General features: G+C 38.8%; 14 protein-coding genes and 1 tRNA gene. 14 read left to right on the top strand and 1 reads right to left on the bottom strand.

Annotated elements, in window-relative coordinates; genetic code table 11:
• The first annotated feature begins 12 nt into the window (after positions 1–12).
• The 8 genes from ilvB (at position 13) to R1T16_RS15090 (ending at position 9,750) form a co-directional block, all read left to right on the top strand.
• Positions 13–1,764 carry a biosynthetic-type acetolactate synthase large subunit gene (ilvB, locus tag R1T16_RS15125; RefSeq protein WP_317501962.1) on the top strand — a complete coding sequence of 584 codons (1,752 nt, stop codon included), beginning with the start codon at positions 13–15 and terminating at the stop codon, positions 1,762–1,764.
• 21 nt (positions 1,765–1,785) lie between these two features.
• Positions 1,786–2,373 (top strand): acetolactate synthase small subunit, encoded by a 588-nt coding sequence (ilvN, locus tag R1T16_RS15120; protein WP_317501961.1) that lies wholly within the window; start codon positions 1,786–1,788, stop codon positions 2,371–2,373.
• Positions 2,374–2,408: 35 nt separating this feature from the next.
• Positions 2,409–3,455 (top strand): ketol-acid reductoisomerase, encoded by a 1,047-nt coding sequence (gene ilvC / locus R1T16_RS15115; RefSeq protein ID WP_317501960.1) that lies wholly within the window; start codon positions 2,409–2,411, stop codon positions 3,453–3,455.
• Between the two features lie 9 nt (positions 3,456–3,464).
• Positions 3,465–4,730 (top strand): threonine ammonia-lyase IlvA, encoded by a 1,266-nt coding sequence (gene ilvA, locus R1T16_RS15110; protein WP_317501959.1) that lies wholly within the window; start codon positions 3,465–3,467, stop codon positions 4,728–4,730.
• A gap of 205 nt (positions 4,731–4,935) precedes the next feature.
• A complete protein-coding gene (locus R1T16_RS15105; protein ID WP_317501958.1) occupies positions 4,936–5,295 on the top strand; it encodes a BlaI/MecI/CopY family transcriptional regulator in 360 nt (119 codons plus the stop codon).
• Between the two features lies 1 nt (position 5,296).
• Positions 5,297–7,429 carry a M56 family metallopeptidase gene (locus tag R1T16_RS15100; protein WP_317501957.1) on the top strand — a complete coding sequence of 711 codons (2,133 nt, stop codon included), beginning with the start codon at positions 5,297–5,299 and terminating at the stop codon, positions 7,427–7,429.
• Between the two features lie 89 nt (positions 7,430–7,518).
• Positions 7,519–9,531 carry a M56 family metallopeptidase gene (locus R1T16_RS15095; protein ID WP_317501956.1) on the top strand — a complete coding sequence of 671 codons (2,013 nt, stop codon included), beginning with the start codon at positions 7,519–7,521 and terminating at the stop codon, positions 9,529–9,531.
• A gap of 78 nt (positions 9,532–9,609) precedes the next feature.
• Positions 9,610–9,750 carry an SsrA-binding protein gene (locus R1T16_RS15090; RefSeq protein WP_317501955.1) on the top strand — a complete coding sequence of 47 codons (141 nt, stop codon included), beginning with the start codon at positions 9,610–9,612 and terminating at the stop codon, positions 9,748–9,750.
• Here the strand turns inward: R1T16_RS15090 and R1T16_RS15085 are convergent.
• A complete protein-coding gene (locus R1T16_RS15085; protein ID WP_317501954.1) occupies positions 9,747–10,259 on the bottom strand; it encodes an adenine phosphoribosyltransferase in 513 nt (170 codons plus the stop codon). The genes R1T16_RS15090 and R1T16_RS15085 overlap by 4 nt on opposite strands.
• 112 nt (positions 10,260–10,371) lie before the next feature.
• Here R1T16_RS15085 and R1T16_RS15080 point away from each other — a divergent pair.
• The 6 genes from R1T16_RS15080 to R1T16_RS15055 all read left to right on the top strand — a co-directional run bounded on the left by R1T16_RS15080 (position 10,372) and on the right by R1T16_RS15055 (position 22,489).
• Positions 10,372–10,445, top strand: a tRNA-Arg gene (locus R1T16_RS15080).
• A 665-nt stretch (positions 10,446–11,110) separates the two neighbouring features.
• Entirely contained in the window at positions 11,111–15,316 is a 4,206-nt protein-coding gene (locus R1T16_RS15075; RefSeq protein WP_317501953.1) for a two-component regulator propeller domain-containing protein, read from the top strand.
• A 178-nt stretch (positions 15,317–15,494) separates the two neighbouring features.
• On the top strand, positions 15,495–18,572 hold the full coding sequence (locus R1T16_RS15070; protein WP_317501952.1) for a TonB-dependent receptor: 3,078 nt from the start codon (positions 15,495–15,497) through the stop codon (positions 18,570–18,572).
• Positions 18,573–18,582: 10 nt separating this feature from the next.
• Positions 18,583–20,058: a RagB/SusD family nutrient uptake outer membrane protein gene (locus tag R1T16_RS15065; RefSeq protein WP_317501951.1), complete on the top strand. Its 1,476-nt coding sequence runs from the start codon at positions 18,583–18,585 to the stop codon at positions 20,056–20,058.
• An 80-nt stretch (positions 20,059–20,138) separates the two neighbouring features.
• The gene (locus R1T16_RS15060) at positions 20,139–21,197 is read left to right on the top strand and encodes a glycosidase (RefSeq protein ID WP_317501950.1); all 1,059 of its coding nucleotides are present in this window, start codon (positions 20,139–20,141) and stop codon (positions 21,195–21,197) included.
• Positions 21,197–22,489, top strand: a complete 1,293-nt coding sequence (locus R1T16_RS15055; protein WP_317501949.1) for an MFS transporter — start codon at positions 21,197–21,199, stop codon at positions 22,487–22,489. The genes R1T16_RS15060 and R1T16_RS15055 overlap by 1 nt, the downstream gene beginning before the upstream one ends.
• Positions 22,490–22,499: the final 10 nt, after the last annotated feature.

Below are 22,499 nucleotides of genomic sequence, written 5' to 3'. Positions count from 1 at the left end.
CCAAAATTGATTATGGATAATTCTGTAGAACAAATAACACAACCCGTTGCAAAAGAGGCTCCCATATCCCTTAGTGGGGGGCAGATATTGCTTGAAGCTTTTTTGCAGGAAGGGGTAAAAACCATTTTTGGGTATCCCGGTGGGGCTATTATGCCTATTTATGATGCGCTGTATGACTATACCGACAGGCTTGAGCATATATTGGTCCGCCATGAGCAAGGTGCCATACATGCAGCACAGGGGTATGCAAGGGTATCTGGTAAAACAGGAATTGTATTCGCGACGAGCGGACCGGGTGCTACAAATCTCGTTACCGGCCTTGCCGATGCACAGATAGACAGTACACCGCTTGTATGCATTACAGGTCAGGTATTTGCACACCTTTTAGGTACAGATGCCTTTCAGGAGACTGATGTGATCAACATTACGATGCCGGTTACAAAATGGAACTATCAGGTTACTGATGCCGAAGAACTTGTAGAAGTACTAGCGAAAGCTTTTTACATTGCCGCTTCAGGAAGGCCGGGGCCTGTACTTATTGATATCACAAAAAATGCGCAACTGCAAAAGGTAGATTTTTACGGATATAAGAAATGCAGTTTTATAAGAAGTTACCGCCCGTATCCGCCTGTAAAACAAGATAAGATTGCAGAAGCAGCTGAGCTGATCAATAATGCGAAGCGTCCGTTTGTAGTTTTTGGACAAGGAGTGATATTGGGTGGTGCAGAAGCTGAATTTAAAGCTTTTATCGAGAAAGCAGGGCTTCCTTCGGCGTGGACAATCTTGGGTATGAGTGCCATCCCTACAAATCATCCGTTAGGTGTTGGGATGGTGGGGATGCATGGTAATTATGGCCCGAACCTCCTGACTAACGAATGCGATGTGCTTATCGCTATAGGTATGCGGTTTGACGACCGCGTTACCGGTAGGCTCGACCAGTATGCTTCGCAGACAAAAATCATCCATATGGATATAGATGCCGCCGAGATCAACAAAAATGTAAAGGCCGATGTTCCGCTACTTGGCGATTGCAAAACAATACTGCCTTCACTAACTGAATTAGTAGACAAAAAAACACACGAAGAATGGCATAATAAATTTAAAGAATGCTATGAGAAAGAAGTGAATAAGGTAATCCATAACGAAGTATATCCTACCGATGAGGTTTTGACAATGGGTGAGGTAATACGTCTTATCAACGAACTTACCGAAGGCAACGCAATTTTAGTAACTGATGTTGGCCAGCACCAAATGGTTACCTGTCGTTATGCCGAGTATAACCATTCTAAAAGCAATGTTACAAGTGGGGGATTGGGTACAATGGGCTTTGCGCTTCCGGCAGCTATTGGGGCTTCCTACGGCGATCCTACAAGGCCAACAATAGCCATAATAGGTGATGGTGGTATCCAGATGACGATACAGGAACTGGGAACTATTATGCAGTTTAAACCTAATGTAAAAATCGTAATCCTGAACAATTGCTTTTTAGGTATGGTGCGCCAGTGGCAGCAGCTTTTCCACGAAAAAAGATATTCGTTTGTAGATATCCAGAGTCCGGATTTTGTAATGGTAGCTAAAGGTTATGGCATACTAGGGCAAAGTGTTTCAAAAAGGGAAGGCCTGAAAAGTGCTCTTGAGGAGATGCTGAACAACGACGGCAGTTATCTGTTAGAAGTTATGGTAGGCAAGGAGAACAATGTCTTCCCAATGGTACCACAAGGCAAAAGCGTATCAGGGATTGTATTAAGCCGTGAAGAAATGTAATTAATCTAAGACAATCAAATCATGAAACAGGAATTCACAATAACGGCTTATACAGAAAATCATATTGGTATGATAAACCGTATTGCCATCATTTTTTCGAGAAGGAAAGTTAATATCGACAGCATTAACGCAGGTCCAACGGAAGTAAGCGGCATTTACCGCTTTACTATAGTGCTTACCCATAGCGAAGATATGGTGCAGAAAATAACATTGCAGATAGCGAAACTAGTTGAGGTGTTAAGAGCATTTTACAACAAAGATGAAGAACTTGTATGGCAGGAAATGGCCATGTATAAAGTGCCTACAAAAGTTATCGCCGAACAGGTAAAAGTAGAGCGATTACTCAGGCAATACGGCGCTAATACAGTTGTGATCCGTAATGATTATACCGTATTTGAAACTACAGGCCACAGGGAAGAGATAGATGCCTTAGCAAATGCTCTTGCGCCGTGGGGACTTATAGAATTTGTAAGAAGCGCGCGTATAGCCATCATCAAAGCCAGCGAGGGTTTGCATCAGACACTACTGGAGTTTGAAGAGAAACATCCGTCGAAACCTCATTTTAATGATGAGAAAATTGGCAAACCAAATAAAGAATTTACACTTTAAAATCAAACAATCAATACTATAAAAAACAAACTAAAATGGCAAAATTAAATTTTGGAGAAACAGAAGAAAACGTAGTAACAAGAGAAGAATTTCCGTTAAATAAAGCAAGGCAGGTGCTTAAAGATGAGGTTGTTGCCGTTATAGGCTATGGGGTACAGGGACCGGGACAGGCACTGAACCAGAAAGACAATGGCATAAACGTTATCGTTGGCCAGCGTAAAAACTCAAAATCATGGGATAAGGCAGTAGCCGATGGATTCGTTCCGGGAGAAACGCTTTTTGAGATTGAGGAAGCGCTTGAAAAAGGGTCAATCATTTGTTACCTGTTGAGTGATGCCGCACAGATAGAGTATTGGCCTACGGTAAAAAAACACCTTACGCCGGGTAAAGCATTATACTTCTCCCATGGTTTTGGTATTACTTTTAACGAACGCACAGGTATTGTCCCTCCGGCAGATGTTGATGTGTTTCTTGTAGCCCCAAAAGGATCAGGAACGTCGCTGCGCCGTATGTTTTTACAGGATCGGGGACTTAATAGCAGCTTTGCCATCTATCAGGACGCTACTGGTAAAGCCTGGGACAGAGTAGTGGCACTGGGTGTAGCTATAGGCAGTGGTTATCTTTTTGAGACCGATTTCAAAAAAGAAGTATACAGCGATCTTACGGGAGAGCGTGGAACGTTAATGGGAGCTATACAGGGCATATTTGCGGCACAGTATGATGTGTTGCGTAAAAAAGGGCACAGCCCGTCTGAAGCATTTAATGAAACGGTTGAAGAACTTACGCAATCGCTTATGCCATTGGTAGCAGAAAATGGGATGGACTGGATGTATGCCAATTGCAGCACTACAGCACAAAGGGGGGCATTAGACTGGTGGAAACGTTTCCGCGATGCTACGTCGCCATTGTTTGAAGAATTGTACGAAAATGTCGCGGCAGGCAACGAGGCACAGTTATCTATAGACAGTAACAGTAAACCCGATTATCGCGTTAAGCTCGAAGCTGAGTTGCGTGAGTTGCGCGAGAGCGAAATGTGGCAGGCAGGCAAAACGGTGCGCAGCTTACGACCTGAAAATAATTAAATCATCACTATGGATACACAACCCTTAACCTATTTTCCCTGTATTGATGATGTAAGAACCGCTGCAGAAAGGCTCAAAAGCATTATCAATGAAACACCACTGGCGTACAACAGGACAGCTTCTGAAAAATACGATGCCAATATATTATTTAAGAGGGAAGACCTGCAACAGGTACGTTCTTACAAGATAAGAGGTGCTTATAATAAAATGGCATCACTTTCTAATTCAGAATTGGAACAGGGTATAGTATGTGCCAGTGCCGGTAATCATGCACAGGGGGTTGCACTGGCTTGCAATAAAATGCGTATTAAGGGAACAATCTTTATGCCTGTTCCTACGCCTATGCAAAAGGTAGAACAGGTTAAGATGTTTGGTGCAGATGCCGTTCAGATCGTTCTGTCAGGTGATACTTTTGATGAGGCGAAAGAAGCTGCTTTGCTATATAGCGCTGAAAATAGCACCATTTTTATTCACCCATTTGATGATGCTTATATAATAGAAGGGCAAGCAACTGTTGGCCTTGAAATTTTAGAGCAGTCAGCAAAGCCGATTGATTATGTTTTTGTGCCGGTAGGCGGTGGCGGGCTGGCTGCCGGACTTTCAGGTGTATTTCATTTACTCTCTCCCGAAACGAAAATTATAGGGGTAGAGCCTTCCGGCGCCCCAAGTATGAAAATGGCTATGGAAAAAGGAGAGCCCGTATATCTGCCGCGCATTAACAAATTTGTTGATGGTGCTGCTGTGCAACAGGTGGGTAATCTTACATTTGATATTTGTAAACTGGCTTTACATGACATGATCACGGTAGATGAAGGCAGCGTGTGCGAAGTGATCCTTTCGCTTTATAACAGGGATGCAATTGTAGCTGAACCTGCAGGAGCCCTTTCGGTAGCAGGCCTTGATATTTACCGGGAAGAAATCAAAGGGAAAACTGTTGTCTGTATTATTAGTGGCAGCAATAACGATATTACCCGGATGGAGGAGATCAAGGAGCAGGCGTTGCTGTACAAAGGGTTAAAACATTACTTTTTGGTAAAATTTCCGCAGCGGCCTGGCGCACTACGGGAATTTGTTATGAATGTAGTTGGTCCCGATGACGATATTACCTACTTTGAATACACCAAGAAGAATTCAAAAGAAAAGGGTACGGCGATAGTGGGTATAGAATTGAAAGATGCAGGCGATTTTAAATCCCTGAATGACAATATGAAATCGCAGGGATTTTTTATTGATTATCTAAATGAGCGGCCAAGCCTTATGAATCTATTGATCTAAATATTTTTATATAAAAAAGCGCCAATTGTAAAGCAATTGGCGCTTTTTTCTTGAAATACAAAATTTCAACTTGCTGTTTTAAAATTTCTTACAATAATCTAAAATAATATTTGCAATAAAAAACGAACTTTTTAGTTATATAACTACAAATATAGTTGTGTAACTAAAAAAATAGTTTTAAGTTTGGAATACTAAATAAGATACCATGCAAAAGTTAACGAATAAAGAAGAAGAAATAATGCACATACTATGGAAGCTTGAAAAAGCTTTTGTAAAAGATGTGCTGATGGAAATTGAAGATGAAAAGCCTCATTACAATACCCTTTCTACCATAATAAGGAACCTTGAGGAAAAGGGATATGTAAATCATAATGCTTATGGTAATACACATCAATACTATCCTGTGGTAAGTAAGGAAGACTACAGAAAAGGTTTTATGAGCAATGCTATAGAGAGTTACTTTAACAACTCTTATAAAAGCATGATATCTTTCTTTGCGAAAGAAGAAAAAATAAGCGCTACAGAGCTTCGCGAAATTCTTGAGATGATAGAAAAAAAGGAATGATATGGAAAACTTTATCATATATGCAGCCAAAGCATCGGGTCTTATTGCACTTTTTCTTATTGCATATCACGCCCTGCTTAAAAAAGAGACTTTTTTTACCTCTAACCGTGGTTTCCTTTTAGCGGGACTGTTTACTGCTGCCCTGCTGCCATTTGCAGAATATACTAAAGTTATATGGGTAGATCCTGCCCCTAAGGCAGAAGTTACAGAGCAAGCCCTGCAAACGGTAAATATCAATCAGCTACTTGCAATGCAGCAGCAATTGCAGGCAGATGCAGCAATTGAAAAGTCGTTAACAATAAGTTGGTGGAACGTGGTAGTTGTTATATACCTGTTAGGAGTGGTATTCTTTATTCTTCGTCTAGTTATGGATTTCGCATCCATAAGACGTATATTAAAAGGCAATAAAATTACTAAAGACGGGCGCTATAAACTTATAGATTCAATAAAGGTCTCATCACCCTTTTCCTTCTTTAATTATATCGTCTATAATTCAAAGATGCTTGCAAGTGAAGAACTTGAAAGTATTATAAGCCATGAAAAGGTGCACAGCAGGCAGAAACATTCGGTAGATATGATAATCAGCCAGTTGTTTTGTATTGCCTTCTGGTTTAATCCTTTAATGTGGCTGTATAGAAGATCAATTTCACAGAACCTTGAATTCATTGCAGATGCTGTTGCAATCAGGCAGCTGGACGACAAAAAGTCGTATCAAAAAACCCTGCTGAAAATTACGCTTCAGCCGGAGTGTATTGCAATCACTAATCATTTTTATCAATCATTAATCAAAAAACGAATCGTTATGTTAAACAAAAAACAGTCTAAGAGACGAAATTCCTGGAAGTATGCTATTGTACTCCCGGCGCTGGCAGCCTTTATGCTTGCCTTTCAGGTAAAAGTAATAGCACAGGAAAAAGCAGCAACAGTTGTCAGTACATTAACTGACGACACAAAAGTCTCTATTAGTGTTGATAAAGACGCTAAAGAGGAAGAGCTAAACGAAGAAGTAAAAGTCTTTAAAAAGGAGTTTGATGCAGATGTGACTTTTAGCGAGATTAAAAGAAATGCTTCAGGCGAGATCACATCTATCAAAGTAAATGTAAAAGACAAAAAGAACTCAAAAGATTTTGTTATGAAAGGTAATGGTCCCATCAGGGCGTTTACTATAGAAATAGAAAAAAATAGCCATAGTGGCGAAAACAAATTCTTTTTTGGCAATCCGGGCAAAAATTTAAGTCTTAGCGCTGGTTCCATTAGTTATGCCTCAACAGGCAGTACAGGTTGTTCTAATGGTGTTGCAGTTAATGAAAAGGATGTAGAAAACGACAGCATCGGCTATTTTAAAAGCGGAGCTAATGTTACAAATGTCTATAAAGGAGCACTGGTTATTGTAGACGGTAAAAAACAGGAAAAAGATGCCGATGCTTCAAACATACAGTTCCCTAATGGCCAAACCATAAGCCGAATTAACGTGCTTTCGCCCAAAGAAGCCAAAAGGAAATATGGTAAAGAAGCCAGAAAAGGTGCTGTAGAGATAAATACTCAAAGAGTTCCGTTAAATATGCCGCGACTGCCAAACGGTTTTGCCTACACTTACAACCCCGGAGATGGCCAGATTACAGGTCTTTCTCCAATGCCTCCGATGCCTCCAATGCCTCCAATGGAAGATATTATGGGATATGCAAAAATGGGCGTAGAAGAAGGCATGAAGGCACTTAGCGAAATAGACTGGCAGGAAATAATGGATGTTGAAGGATTGTCTAAAGAAGACAGGAAACAAATTCAGGAGGAGATGAAGCGAGCTAGTATAGAAGCCCAAAGAGCAATGAATGATCCTGAAGTGCAAAAATCTATGAGAGAAGCGCATAGGCTGGCAATGGGAGCTGAACGCGAAAACCTGAAAAAGAACAGGGAAATAAGCCGTGCTGAACGCAATAAAAATGAGAGGAGTAGAGAAACAAGTAACGCTGAAAGGCTAAGAGCTGACAGAGAAAAAATCCAGAGCGAAAAGGAATTCCTTACAACACAAAAGGAAATCATGAAGGCAAAAATTGAACTCGAAAAAATGAAAGCCGAAATAGAAAAAAGCAAAAAAGAGCTGGAAAAAATCAGGGAAAAGAATAAATCGAATTAAAATTTTGAGTTAGTTATAAATTTTAATAAGTAATTATTATAGCTGTACGGCGGCCTTACGGTCGCCGTACTTTAAGAACAATCAATAGTATGGAAAATCTGTTTTTATACCTCGTAAAAGTATCGGCATTGATAGCTCTTTTCTCACTGTCATATAACTTCTTCCTTAAAAAGGATACATTTTTCTCTTCCATACGTTTCTTTCTTATCAGTGGAATAGCTACTTCATTTATACTCCCCTTATTTACCATAACAAAGATAATTTGGGTCGATCCTTCTCCCATACTTCAACAAATTACAACCAAAAGTCTTCCGGTAATTCCGGCACCGGCACCGGCTCTCGAAGAGTCTTTTGAGATGAACTTGTGGTATGTTGCAGGAATTATTTACCTGATCGGAGCGTTATTCTTTTTATTCCGCTTTATTGCAGATATATACAGAGTGAGCACTATTCTTAAAAACCAAAATCTAAAAAAAGTTGACGGATTTAAGTTTATAGACACAGATAAAAACATCTCGCCATTTTCATTTTTCAGGTATATTGTATTTACGTCATCTGCCCTCAGTACTGAGGAATTGAATAACATTATTGCGCATGAAAAAGTGCACAGCAGCCAGCTACATTCGCTGGATATGATAATAAGTCAGCTGGCGTGTATCGTATTGTGGTTTAACCCTTTCATTTGGCTTTACAAAAAACAAATTGCACAAAATCTTGAATTTATTGCAGATGCGGGAGCCATTAAAGCTGTAGCTGATAGTGAGGCATATCAAAAAACACTTCTTAAGATTACCCTGCAGCCACAATGCATCGCGATAACTAACCATTTTTACCAATCATTAATCAAAAAACGAATCATCATGCTGAATAAGAAACAATCTAAAAAACTGAACTTTATAAAGTTTGCTATTATAGTACCTGTTGTAGGTGCCTTTATATATTTCTTTCAGACAGAAGTTGTAGCTCAGGAACGGACAATAACACAAAAAAAAGAAATAAGTACTGCACAGAAAGAAATACAGCCAAAAGAAGCTGTTGCTTACGGTAGCGAGCTGACTTACCCAGCAGATGCAACAGTAAGAATAGATAAAGATATTACAGATGCGGTTATGAATGAGAGAAAAAAAATGTTTAAAGACATTTTTGATGCAGATGTTTTCTTTAAAAACGTCCGTAGAAATAGTAAAGGTGAAATTACTGCTATTAAAGTAATGGTAAAAGACAAAGACCACAAGTTGAACTATCCTGTATATGAAGTAACGTCTGACGACAATACAGCTATCTTGCCCTTTACATTAAGCATTGAGAAAAAAAATAAAAATGGCAAGAACATCATATCTTATAATAAAATTGAAGTGAGTGTTGCAAAAGCGGAAACAACGACATCTCCATTAAGCGAAGAAAAGTTTAAGCACGAGATTCATAGCCCAACCGAATATATAAATTCGAGAAGAAAAAACAGGGATGTTGTTGTAATAGTAAATGGCGAAATTCAAAATTCGAAATATATTGACACACCTCCGGGCGAAAAATTTGAAACTATAATGGAGATTGATGCGGCGAGCGCTCTTAAAAAATATAATGTTAAAGCGAAAGATGGTGCCATCGTTCTAACGACAGCAAAAATTGAAAATCCTATAAGCAGTTCTGTAAACAAAACAGCTCCTGATCCGTATTCATTTACTTCAAATGCTGGTAATGTCACGAACAGAAGTATCAATACAAGCATAACAGAAAATGTAGGGCAAATGAATTCAGGCTCATCACGTTTTGTTACCGTTCAGACTCTAAGGTATAATGACGGAACTATAATAGCGAATGATGGAGAAAACATCTATTTTATGATAAACAGCACAACTACAAACATTCAGCTAAATAGTTACAAAGAAGATCTTGAAAAAGCAGGGATAAAAACTGAGTACTCAGACATAAAGAGAAACAACACAGGGAAAATAATTTCAATAAAAATAAAACTAGCCGATAAGAATGCGAATTCAAAAGCTACAGGATCGTGGGACATCAAAAAAAAGGATTCTACCATACCTGATATTTACATCGGTAAAATAAAAGATAAACTGACGGTATCTGCAGCTTCAGAGTAAGCAAACCTAATAAATTCTTAAAGGCTGCCCGGTTGAGGCAGCCTTTTCTTATATTTGAATACACCAAAACAATTAGCCATGTTTAAAATTTTAGCAAAACTAAACCATTGGCTGCTGCCAAATTATACAAAAGAGCAACTTGACCTTTCTAAAGCGACAAAATTGCAAAAAGCCATTGTTGCCTGGAAATATTATGTAACAACGCGTTCGCTTGGTTAATATACTAATGGAGCATATACTTCCTGACCACCTAATTTCTGCCTTCCGTTAAGAAAAGATAATTCCATAAGGAAATTGCATTGCACGATCTCGCCACCAAGTTTTTCTACTAATTCACACACTGCAGCGGCAGTTCCGCCGGTCGCCAGTACATCGTCATGAATTAAGACGCGGTCTCCCGGTTTTATTGCATCAGTATGAACTTCCAGTACATCTGTTCCATATTCGAGCTCATACGTCGCTGAAATCGTTTTAAATGGCAGCTTCTTCGGTTTACGCACAGGCACAAAACCTGCTCCAAGCTCATAAGCTAATAGTGTAGCAAAAAAGAATCCCCGGCTTTCAACACCTACCACCGTATCAATATTTCTGTCCTTTAGATTATTTAGTAGTAAAGCCATACATTCTTTTACAGCTTTAGGGTTTGCAAGCAACGGAGTGATGTCTTTAAATAAAATTCCTTCTTTTGGAAAATCCTGAATGTCACGTATATACTGATTCAATGTCATTTTTTTGCGTTTTTTTATCCATTTAGTCTTGCAATTTAATGATTAATATCTATATTTGCACCCGCAATCAGGATGATAAATATCGCAGATAATTACAAACTGAAAGCTAAACGGCCTCGTGGCGCAACTGAATAGCGCATCTGATTACGGCTCAGAAGGTTACTGGTTTGAATCCAGTCGAGGTCACAAAAGCCAAATGGCGCCATTGTAAAGCAATGGCGCCATTTTTAGTTATGTCAATTTTAGCTAAATCACTGATCAATCATGTTACGAAAAACGTGTTTCACTGTGCTGTAATCTTTATTAAATACGTTTTAAATTGGTAATATCGCGTGTATCTTCTGTGCTTTTGCCCCACACTGTAAGTAGAGCTTTGTTAGCATACGTAAATTTGTATTTGAGATCGAAAACATAATCCAGGTCAGGTTTATTTTTTGTTATGGAATTATAAAAGCGCCTTTAATTCTCTACAGTATATATGCATTTTTTTTGCGTTATTTCTGCCCGAGTAAAAAATAGTTTGAAAATAGGTCTTTATTATCTGTTAATCCCATTATATTTTTTATGTCTTGGTATTCTATGGAAAGTTATGCTATAACACATGGAATCGCTTATAAATGTCATAATTTTATCCTTACCACTTCCATCATTATCAAACCTTTTTCGAAATAGAATATCTCAATGCATTTACTTTTCAAATACATTTCTGTTAAGCTGCATGAATTTTTTATTTGTTAATCTAAATGTTCATATACTGTGCAGTTTACATACGGTAACCGATTGATAAGTTTATCTATAAATGTTTTGTACATTAGCATAGTACCCCAACAAACTTAATTAAGACCGCCACTATGCTATCTAAAGCAAGATATTTTTCAATTATCTTTATTATTGTGATTGTTTTTAGTTGCAATAATCGCAATAATTCAGAATCTGACAGTCAAATATCCCGCACTCATCGCCGGGCTAAAAACGATGCCCAGCCGCTAGATCAAAAATATTCTGCAGATCAGTTAGATAATACTAAAGGCCTATCTAACAGTTCTGTGAATTGCATATTTCAAGATTCTGAAAACCTTATTTGGGTAGGCACATGGGATGGGCTGAACCGTTACGACGGCAACAGTTTTAAAATATTCAGACCCGAACCTGACAATAAGAATTCGTTAAGTAATCAGGTTGTTTTAAAAGTACGGGAGGATTCCAACGGAAATATATGGATACTTACGCTTCATGGTATTAATCGTTACGACAAGTATACCGATACATTTTACCGTTACTATTTTTCGGGAGACAATAAAACACCTCTTTCAGAATCGCAGTTCAATATGGCTCTGGACGCTTCAAATCATATCTATTGTGCTGTAAAAGGATGGGGTATAGGCTATTATGACGGAAATGTTTTTAAACGATTCAAAGGGGATTTTTTTCCAGATAAAACGGTAAAAAAAATAGAGTTTTTAAATAAAGCAGAGATGCTCGTTCTTTTTGATGATAATGAACTGTATTCTCTGCATATAAGTACTGCGGTTAATGGAGAGAAAAAAATATCAAAAATTGAACAAATTCAGAGTAAGGTAAAAACTTTTGAAGTAATGCCAAGCGGGACTATCTGTAGCATATTTACAACAGGAAAGGCAGGGTATTTTAAAAAAAATAATCATCAGTACAACGAAATTCTCGGCGGGAAAACGATAGATAACATTACCGGGCGTGTTGAAGGGGGCCTAATCTTATCTACAAGAAACGGATATGCTGCCGTAGACCGCAATGGGAATGAAATGACAATGCCATGGCTAAAGTACATATTTGGACAAAAGATTACCACCCTGCTACAAGGGAACGAAAATATTTTATGGACAGGTACAGATGGTGACGGTATTTTTAAACTGCATCCGCAAAAAAAATCTTTCAGCCTTATTTCCAAATCACAGATACCGGAACTTGAAGGCGGCATTGTAAGGTCATTTTTAAAGGCAGATAACAATTCTTTTTTTGTAGGTACAAAAGGAAAGGGACTTTTTCGCCTTTCTGGCAATTTTTACCTTAGTCAGGATCCTTCTCTTGCATTTACAAAATATAATGAAGATAACAGCCCCGTAAACAATTCTGTATATGCACTCTCAAAAGGCAACGACGGACTTGTTTTTATAGGTACTGATGGACAAGGCCTCACAATCTATGATTTGAAAAATTCTAAAATTACAGGTTGGAATGAAATTTTGGGCAGTGTAAGCTGCGACTATTTTAGGTCTGTTTACACCATTTATCAGGATGCAGCCGGTTGTATTTGGCTTGGCACCAATGGTTATGGAATGATTAGCTGCAAAATAGTCCGCGATGGCGGCAGATTAAAAATTACCGATTTCAAACGATATGCTGCCGATGCCTCAGGAATGAAGAAGCTTAGCAGCAATGTAATATTTTCTATAATACCTGAAGGCAACGACAAATTGTGGATTGGTACCCGCTTAGGAGGATTAAATCTTTTTGATAAAAGAAATGGAAGTTTTACGGTTTACAAGAATATACCGGGTGATCCGGGGAGTTTATCCAGTAACGATATTCTGTGTATTGTAAAGGGAGTTGATAATAAGCTATGGGTAGGGACAAGTTATGGGCTCAATCTTCTGCAAAAAATTAGAGATAATGGCGATGCCGTTTTTAAAAATTTTACGGTAAAGGACGGCCTCCCTAATAACACAATTCATGGAATTGTACCACTTTCAGCCTCAAATTTATGGGTTAGCACAAATTTCGGACTGTCTAACGTTTCACTTAATCCGGATAAGTTTACCAACTATTCTAAAAATGAGGGCTTGCAGAATAATGAATTTGCAGATGGAGCATATTATTATGATGATTTATCAGGTTATATATTTATGGGCGGGATTAAAGGGCTAAATTATTTTCTTCCTCAAAAAATAAAAGAGTCTGTTGATATACCTAATCTTTTTATTGACAGGATAAGCGGGCAGAATCAGTCGATACCCTATGCTCAGGGAATGGTGATCTCTCCGTATGCCGCAAGCTATACATCTATTAACTTAAAACATGACCAGAACTTTTTCGACATCCATCTCACAGCGCTTACTTTTACGAATAACGAAAAATGCAGCTATTCCTACCAGCTGAAAGGATTTGATAAATACTGGAATACTATAGGCAGCCGTAAAATAATTTCGTTTACTAACGTACCCCGTGGTAATTATGAATTGTGGCTCAAATGGTCTAACGCAGACGGCGTATGGAGTAAGGCAGTACACGCAGTAAACATTACTGTTAAGCCTGTGTGGTGGCAATCTAACATCGCACTTCTTGCTTATACATTGCTTGCAGTACTTTTTATACTTTTTGTACGCAGTTATTATCTTAAAAGAAAATCATTACAGCAAAATCTTCTTTTCATAAAGCACGAAGAAGAATTACACGAAAACAGGCTCACTTTTTTTACCAATATAGCCCATGAATTCCTTACTCCACTTACGCTAATAGCGGGCCCGGCACAAAAAATGTCGGAGACCGGTGATCTTAATGGTAGAAACAGAAAGTTCATCAGTATGATACAGCGGAATACTTCCAGATTGTTGTTTCTAACCCAGCAGTTGCTAGAATTTAGAAAAGCAGAATATGAATATCTTGATGTAACAGTTAAAAAGTTTGACCTTGTAAACCTGATTGAGCAGATTGCAGAGCTGTTTGATGACTGGGCACTTGATAAAAATATTAATTACACTATTGATGTTCCTTCAGAACTGCATGGCTGGTTTGATAAGGATAAGCTGGAAAAAATAGTATTTAACTTAATGTCAAACGCCTTTAAGTATACACCTGTTAACGGAAAGATTACAATAACCTGCAGGCTTGAGAAACGGGAGGAAATGGCGAGGCTTAACGTTACCATTTCAAACACAGGAAAGGGTATTCCTAAAGACAAACTGGATTCGCTTTTTGACCGGTTTTTTCTTTCGGACACAAACCAGACTTCTGATACAGAGCTTTTTCGTACAGGGATTGGCCTGGCCTTTATTAAAAAATTGGTTACTGTATTACGAGGTGAAATCCTGGTAAAAAGCATACCGGATGAAGAAACGAGCTTTACGATTTTAATTCCGTGTAACGAGTCATCATTTTCGGAAAAAGAGATAGACAGGGAAAACGCCGCTGTGCTGGTTTCTCAACATCTAAAAAATATCCTTACTACCACAAGCGAGGAGGAAACTGAAGAGATTCCTGCAAAGATATCTGCGTTTGAAGTTGTAGAGGCAGCTAAGAAAAGCGTCTTGATCGTCGAAGATGAAAAAGAGATCCATCTTTTTCTTAATGACCTCCTTTCAGAGAAATACAAGGTTATATCTGCTTACAACGGTATTGAAGCTTTAGAGACTATGGAAACCGAATTGCCCGATATTATTGTAAGCGACGTGATGATGCCACAAATGGACGGCGTAGAATTATGTGCAAAGGTAAAAACTGATGTAAGATCATGCCATATACCTTTTATAATGCTTACCGCTAAAAATTCGGTGCTTCACAGGATAGAAGGGCTTGAAAAAGGAGCCAATTCATACATACCAAAACCGTTTTATCCTGAACACTTACTGATACGCATACAAAAGCTGCTTGAGGAAAAAGAACTTATTCTTCAGCATTTTACCCAGGATACTGTTATAAACGATACTAAAGACATTCCTGTTAACAATACAGACAGGGCGTTTATACGTAATGTCATCGATATTATACGCCTGAATATAGAAAATGAAAATCTTAATAGTGCCCTTATCGAAAAAGAATTAGGTATCAGTAACTCTACGCTTTACAGAAAGACTAAAGAAGTTTTTGGCTTATCTCCGGGCGACCTGATACGCACAATAAAGCTTAAATATTCGGCAGAGCTTTTACGAAAAGATAAGTTCACCGTATCTGAAGTATGCTATAAATCGGGTTTTAATAATAGGTCCTATTTTTACAGGGAATTTAAAAAAGTATACGACACTACTCCAAAAAACTACCAATTGCAGTACCGGGTAAAAAGTGTACACTTTTCAAATAATTAATTATCAATGCTTTAAATTACAGTGTACACTATTGACGAAATAGTGTACACTGTTTTTTTATGCCGTTAGCTAATTTTATAACGCAAACGATATAGTAATTAATATCGCAATAAACTAAACCAAATTTTACACACATGAAAAAAAACAAACTAATTATTAATCAATCTGAACTAACCTCATGAGACAAAAAATTACTTTCAATTTACTGTTGATATGTACGCTGTTTTTTGGCCATATCATTTATGCGCAAACTGTAAAAGGTGTAGTTTCTGATGCAACCGGACCTTTACCACAGGCAACGATTCTTATTAAAGGAACAACTAATAGTACCGTTACCGATATTAATGGAGAATACACCTTTGAAGGCGTAGCGCCAAATTCGGTTTTGGTATTTAGTTACATCGGCTATCTAAGCAAAGAGGTTACTGTTACTGGCAGCACATTAAATGTTGTACTGGAAGAAGATAAAAGTGAACTTGGCGAGGTAGTGGTTGTAGGCTACGTAGGCCAAAAGAAAAACTCTATTTCCGGAGCGGTAGGGATAGTCAGTATCGCCAACATGGAAAGAACAAGGGTAGCTGATGTATCACAAGCACTGCAGGGGCAGATAGCAGGGGTTTTTGTAGCTGCAAACACAGGAGCTCCAGGAGATGGTATAAAAATAAGGATACGTGGAGAGGGTACACTTGGTAACAACGATGTTTTATATGTGGTAGATGGAAACCCTACGCGAGATGTAACTTCTCTTAACCCGGGTGATGTACAGTCAATATCCGTTTTAAAAGATGCTGCCTCTGCTGCAATATATGGATCCAGAGCTGCAGGAGGTGTTGTAGTTATAACGACAAAACTTGGTAAAGAAGGCAAGCCTACTTTTGAGGCAAATATGTTTACTGGTGTTTACAATGCAACGAACCTTCCTGATCTTTTAAACTCTGATCAGTATCTTACTGTAAAAGACAGGGCATGGCACAATACAATTGGCAACGCCGCAGGCGCCGAAAGCCCATATGCATTTGACAGAAGGACAAGAACAGATCTTGCGAACACAGACTGGCTGGATCAGTTATTTACAACAGGATTTTCTCAAAATTTACACGTATCTGCGAGTGGCGCTACAGATAAGGTTCGCTATTATATGTCAGGTGGGTATTATGGCATGAATGGTATTGTCACCGAAAACAATGACCAGTATAAGCGTGTTAATTTCAGGACAAACCTTACTGCTGATGTTTCAGACAGGTTTAAGGTAGGCACAAATTTTCTTATCAGTTATCAAACGCAGGATAAGCTGTCGTCAAGCGGTGATGCACCGGGAGTAATACGCCATGTACTGATACGTCCGCCTGTAATTCCTGTATACAAAAGTATAACCGATCCTACTTATAGCCAAAATGATCCGTATACCGACCTTCCTTTCTACACAGGCCCTAATGACGGATGGAGTAAAAATTATGAATATACTTCAAACCCATTAGCAATAGTTCATTATACCGATGATAAAAGAAATACATTCCAAAACTTTGGAAATGTGTTTGGAGAATATGCATTTCTAAGCGACCATTCTTTAAAATTCAAGACAAACCTTGGTGTAGACCTTAAGTTTTCGCATAATAAAAATTTTGCACAAAACTATGGAGATGCAAATATCAGCGATGCAACTAACGTGTACTACGGATTAGGAAGAAATAACAGGCCTAACAGCCTTAACGAGAACAGAGGACAGGATGTAACGTTTACATGGTCTAACACATTAAATTATGTAAAGACATTTAATGACTTGCACAGCCTTAATTTATTAGCCGGATCTGAATTTATCAAAAATAAGACATCCGCTGTAGGTGGGGCAAGGTCAAATTATGACAATACCAGCGATCCTTTCCGCTACCTTGATTTTGGAGGCCTTGGAAGTGATACAACCCCATATCCTTACAGTTCAGGGGGAATGACACAATGGAGCCTTCTGTCATTCTTTGGGTCGGGTACTTATGGATACAATGACAAATATTATGCTACGGCTACTTTAAGGGCAGATGCTTCGTCGCGTTTCGGACCAAACAACAAATGGGGATACTTCCCGTCTGTCAGCGGTAACTGGATAATTTCAAATGAAGGGTTTATGCGCGATTCTAAATGGGTGTCTTTTGCAAAATTAAGAGCAAGCTGGGGGCAGGCAGGAAATCAGGAAATACCTAACAATGCTTACGAAACGCTTGTATCTACTACCGGAGGCGTTGTAAATATTGTTCGTTATGGTAACCCTGATCTTAAATGGGAAACCACGACCCAAACAAACTTTGGTGTTGACCTTGGCTTTTTTAATGATAAATTAAACCTTACGGTAGACTATTTTCAAAAAACTACTGAGGATATATTACTTAGCGTGGCATTACCAGCTACAACGGTTGGGGTAATACAAAGAACTTTTGTAAATGCCGGCGAAGTTGAAAATAAAGGTTTTGAATTTGGCCTTAATTTCAGGAATGATGACCATGATTTTAAGTACAGCATAAGTGCCAATGTGGCAACGCTTAAAAATCAGGTTAATAAACTTCAGGAATATGTACAAAATATTCCCGATGATGCAACACGCACGAGAACTCAGGTAGGGCAGGCGATAAGCTCTTACTACGGATATGTTTTTGATGGTATATATCAAAACCAGTCTGAAGTAAACTCATACCTGTATACCAATGCTAATGGTGCACAGCCTGGAGATATGAAATTTAAAGATCTTAATAATGATGGGCAAATTAATGCTGATGACCGTACTTTTTTAGGTAATAATATACCAAAGGTTACTTACGGTTTTAACTTCCGTGCTTCGTATAAGAATGTCGACTTTTCTTTCCTTTTCCAGGGAGTTTCAGGAGTTGATACCTACAACGATATGAAACAGATTCTTGATTACGATACAAGGCCGTTTAACTCAACAACAGCTGTGTTGAACAGCTGGAATGGGGAGGGCACAAGCAATTCAACTCCAAGACTAACATTTAATAATAATGGGGGGTCTCAAATTTCAAGCAAGTTCGTTGAAGACGCTTCTTATTTAAGGCTAAAGAACATTGAAATAGGGTATACTTTTAGTGAGCAGGTAAAAGGATTGTCTGGTACGCGTATATACGTGTCTGCCCAAAACCTTTTAACCTTCACTAAATATAATGGCCTGGATCCTGAGTCAACTTCGCTTATAGATCAGGGCACTTATCCGCAATCAAAAGCATTTATGCTGGGCGCAAGAATACAACTTTAAAAAAATTAACATGAAAAAATATTTCAACATAGCTTTATTAATTGGTGTAGTATCCTTGACGGCTTGTGAGGACGATCTTAACCAGGATCCAGTGGGATTAACAACGCAGGATCAGGCTAACACTACCCCTACACTGGCCACGATAGAAACGTCGGTCAAATCATCATATGATCTTTTGTCAAACAGATTAAATATTTTGGCAACATGGGATTGGCCGGGCGGTTTGGTATTCCAGAATGATTACATCCTTCAGGATATAGCATCAGACGATATGGAGAAAAAATGGGTTGGTGATGGTGACCAACCCTGGATAGATGATATTAACAACTATACATTTACATCTACAAACGGAGGCCCTAACGGATTATGGAAATACAATTATGAAGGTATTAAGAGGATAAACATAGCTATTGAGCTACTTACAAAGCCTGATATAGAAACTATAACGGGTATTACAACCGAAAGAAAAAACCAGCTTTTGGGTGAAGGCTACTTCCTTAGATCATATTACTATTTCGCACTGGTAACAAATTTTGGAGACGTACCGCTTATCCTTGCACCGGTAAAAACGTATCAGGAAGCTTTTGATTTTGCAGTGAGAAAAGACAAAGCAGAGGTTTGGGCGCAGATTATGAAAGATCTTGCCCTTGCAAAAGATTTACTTCCGGTTAGCAAATATTCTTCTGAAACTGAAAAATGGCGGGTATCAAGAGGTGCTGTTGTAGCGTTAATGGCAAAATCTAACCTGTATACACAAAACTGGAGTGCAGTTCCTGCATTGGTAGATGAACTTGCCGGACTGGGCTTTAGCCTTAACAGTCATTATTTTGATAGTTTCAGGACTGAATTTACCGATAATGAAGTGATTTTTGCCTTTGACCATCAAACAAACGCCACTCCAAGAAGAGGTAATGGTATTTGTGCGCCATTAGGCTGGGGATTCTTTGCTCCAAGCACAGATTTTCTCGACTCTTTTGAAGCTAATGATCCAAGAAAACTTTACACAGTTAATGTAGACGGACAAAACGTTAATAAGATGCTTGGCAGTACAGACGGCACTAATAAAGGTAACGACGATGCGCCAACGAATAAAATATACATGCGTTATGCCGACGCTCTTTTGTGGAAAGCTGAGGCTTTTATGGAAACAGGCGATCTGGGCGGTGCAGTTACTATAATCAATCAGATAAGGGAGAGAGCCAGGACTACACCTAACGTAGATGGAACTATGCCACCTGCCGGAACACTGGAAGACAGGCCTGCATCTGCTGATAAAGCAACCGTGAAGGGATGGATTATTTCTGAAAGAAGGGCCGAACTTGGTTTTGAAAATCAAAGAATGCTTGACCTCAAAAGGTGGGGTATTGCCAAAGAAGTTATGACGGCTCATGGTAAGAACTTCCAGGACAGACACATGCTATATCCTATACCTCAGGCAGAGATTGATGCTTCTGCAGGAACGCTTACACAAAATTCAGGTTACTAAAATTTAAATTTGGGTTTGATCCGGGACCTGCTATCGCGGGCCCGGGTGAACCCACTTCTTTCCAAAAAAACATTCTACTGATGAAAGACATTGCAAAACGCTTTTCACAAAATCCGTTATTATCTCCAAAAGACCTGCCCGCAAGTATTGCCGGGCTGGAAATTACCTGCCTGCTTAATCCCGGCGTTTTTACCTTTCAGGATAAAACCTGGCTTATTGTACGTGTTGCCGAAAGGCCTGAACAAAAAGATGATATTATCTCTTTCCCGATACTTACAGATGCAGGTGGAATTTCTATAATGGAAATTGACAATAATCATCCTGAGCTGATTGCTACAGATGCAAGGGTGATTAATTATAAGGGAAGTGATTATCTAACCACATTATCTCACCTGCGATTGTTATGCAGCGATGACGGTATACATTTTTATGAGCCTGAAGGCTACCCGCTCTTAATGGGAGAGGGTGAACTTGAAACCTTTGGGATTGAAGATTGCAGGGTCGCGCTAATTGATGGAAAATATTACCTGACCTTTACTTCTGTGTCAGATAATGGCGTAGGCGTAGGTCTTCGTACCACAACCGACTGGAAAACTTTTGAGAAACACGGCATGATACTGCCTGCACATAATAAGGACTGTGCCATTTTTGAAGAAAAAATAAATGGGCTTTACTATGCTCTGCATCGTCCGAGCAGTGTAGATATTGGCGGTAACTACATCTGGATTGCATCATCTCCTGATGGTGTACACTGGGGAAATCATAAGTGTATTGTAAAAACAAGAAAAGGGCACTGGGATAGTAAAAGGGTAGGAGCAGGAGCTGCTCCTATTAAGACCAAAAAAGGCTGGCTTGAAATTTATCACGGTGCAAATGAAAATCATCAATATTGCTTAGGGGCTTTTCTTCTGGATCTTAATGACCCTTCTAAAGTGCTTGCGCGAACAGAGGAAGCTATCATGATACCAACAGCCGAATATGAAATAAGCGGCTTCTTTGGTAACGTTGTATTTACCAACGGGCATATTGTTGAGCCGGGTGGCGATACGGTAACAGTTTATTATGGCGCATCAGATGAGTTTGTTTGCGGGGCTAAATTTTCTATTGAGGAAATACTTTCACTTTTAAAATATAACTAATGCTAAAGAAACTTACATCTGAAGTTAACCATTTTAAAAGTCAGACACATAACTTTAAGATACTGATTTGGACTAATCTCGTTTACGCATTAGTACAACCGGTAATAGATATTTTTGTTGCGGCTTATATTATGAGGAACTCTAATGATACCTCAAAAGTGGTAATTTATCAGCTGGCTATATATACAGGGATTCCGCTTACATTTTTAATAAATGGTTTTCTACTGAAGTATTTCAACATAAGAAAACTGTATTCTATAGGAATGATGCTTAGCGGAATATCTATGATTATCATGATGTCGCTAAAAAACCTCGATCTAATAGGTATAGGGATTGCAGGGATTACCATGGGGCTTTCATTTGGGTTATACTGGTCTAACAGGGATTATCTTGCGGTATCAGTTACAAACGATGAGAACAGGAACTATTACTATGGGCTTGAAACATTTATCTACACTATTATAGCTATTGTGGTGCCTGCAGCGATTGGCTGGTTTATACAATCTAAATCGGGAGATGACCAAAAACACGGTGCCTATGTAGTGATTACAGGTATTGTATTTGTGATTACCTTTTTAGCTTCGGTTGTATGCTTTCGAGGCAGATTTGAAAATCCTGTGCAAAAAAAGTATATCTTTTTTAAGTTTCATCCGCTATGGTATAAGTTGCTTTCGCTGGCAATGTTTAAGGGGTTGGCACAGGGCTTTTTAGTTACTGCACCCGCAATGCTTATTTTTAAGATATTGGGCGAAGAAGGAGCGCTGGGTAATGCATTGTCTGTAGGTGCTATACTTGCGGCGGTTATCATTTATTTTATAGGACGTTTTTCTAAACCCTCTGACAGGATCAAGACATTTTCTGCCGGTTTGATATTGTTTGCCATTGGCGCCTGTCTCAACGGGTTATTGTATAACCAGACAGGGGTAATTGTTTTTCTTTTGCTGTTGTTGATAGCAAAACCTTTAATGGATCTTGCTTATTACCCAATACAGCTGCGTGTTATAGATATAGTATCCCGCATTGAAAAGAGGGGTGAGTTTACCTATATACTAAATCACGAGTCGGGCTTATATCTGGGCAGGCTTTTAGGAGCAGGAACATTTTTGGTACTCTATTTTATGGTTTCTGAAGATTTTGCCCTGCGTTATGCGATAGGTATTATTGCTGTCCTTCAGCTATGTTCTATTTTTATTAGCAAAAAAATTATCACTCATGGTAATAGGATTGCTCCTGAAATGAAAGAGATACCACAGGAAAAAGCAATGGAAGAGACTGCAGCAAATTTAGTTTAACACGACAATC

It is taken from the genome of Flavobacterium sp. DG1-102-2 (assembly GCF_033042555.1).
In the GTDB taxonomy this organism is placed as follows: Bacteria; Bacteroidota; Bacteroidia; order Flavobacteriales; family Flavobacteriaceae; genus Flavobacterium.
Note: the sequence above shows the minus strand (reverse complement) of the source record. Positions and strands in the feature narration are given on the sequence as shown.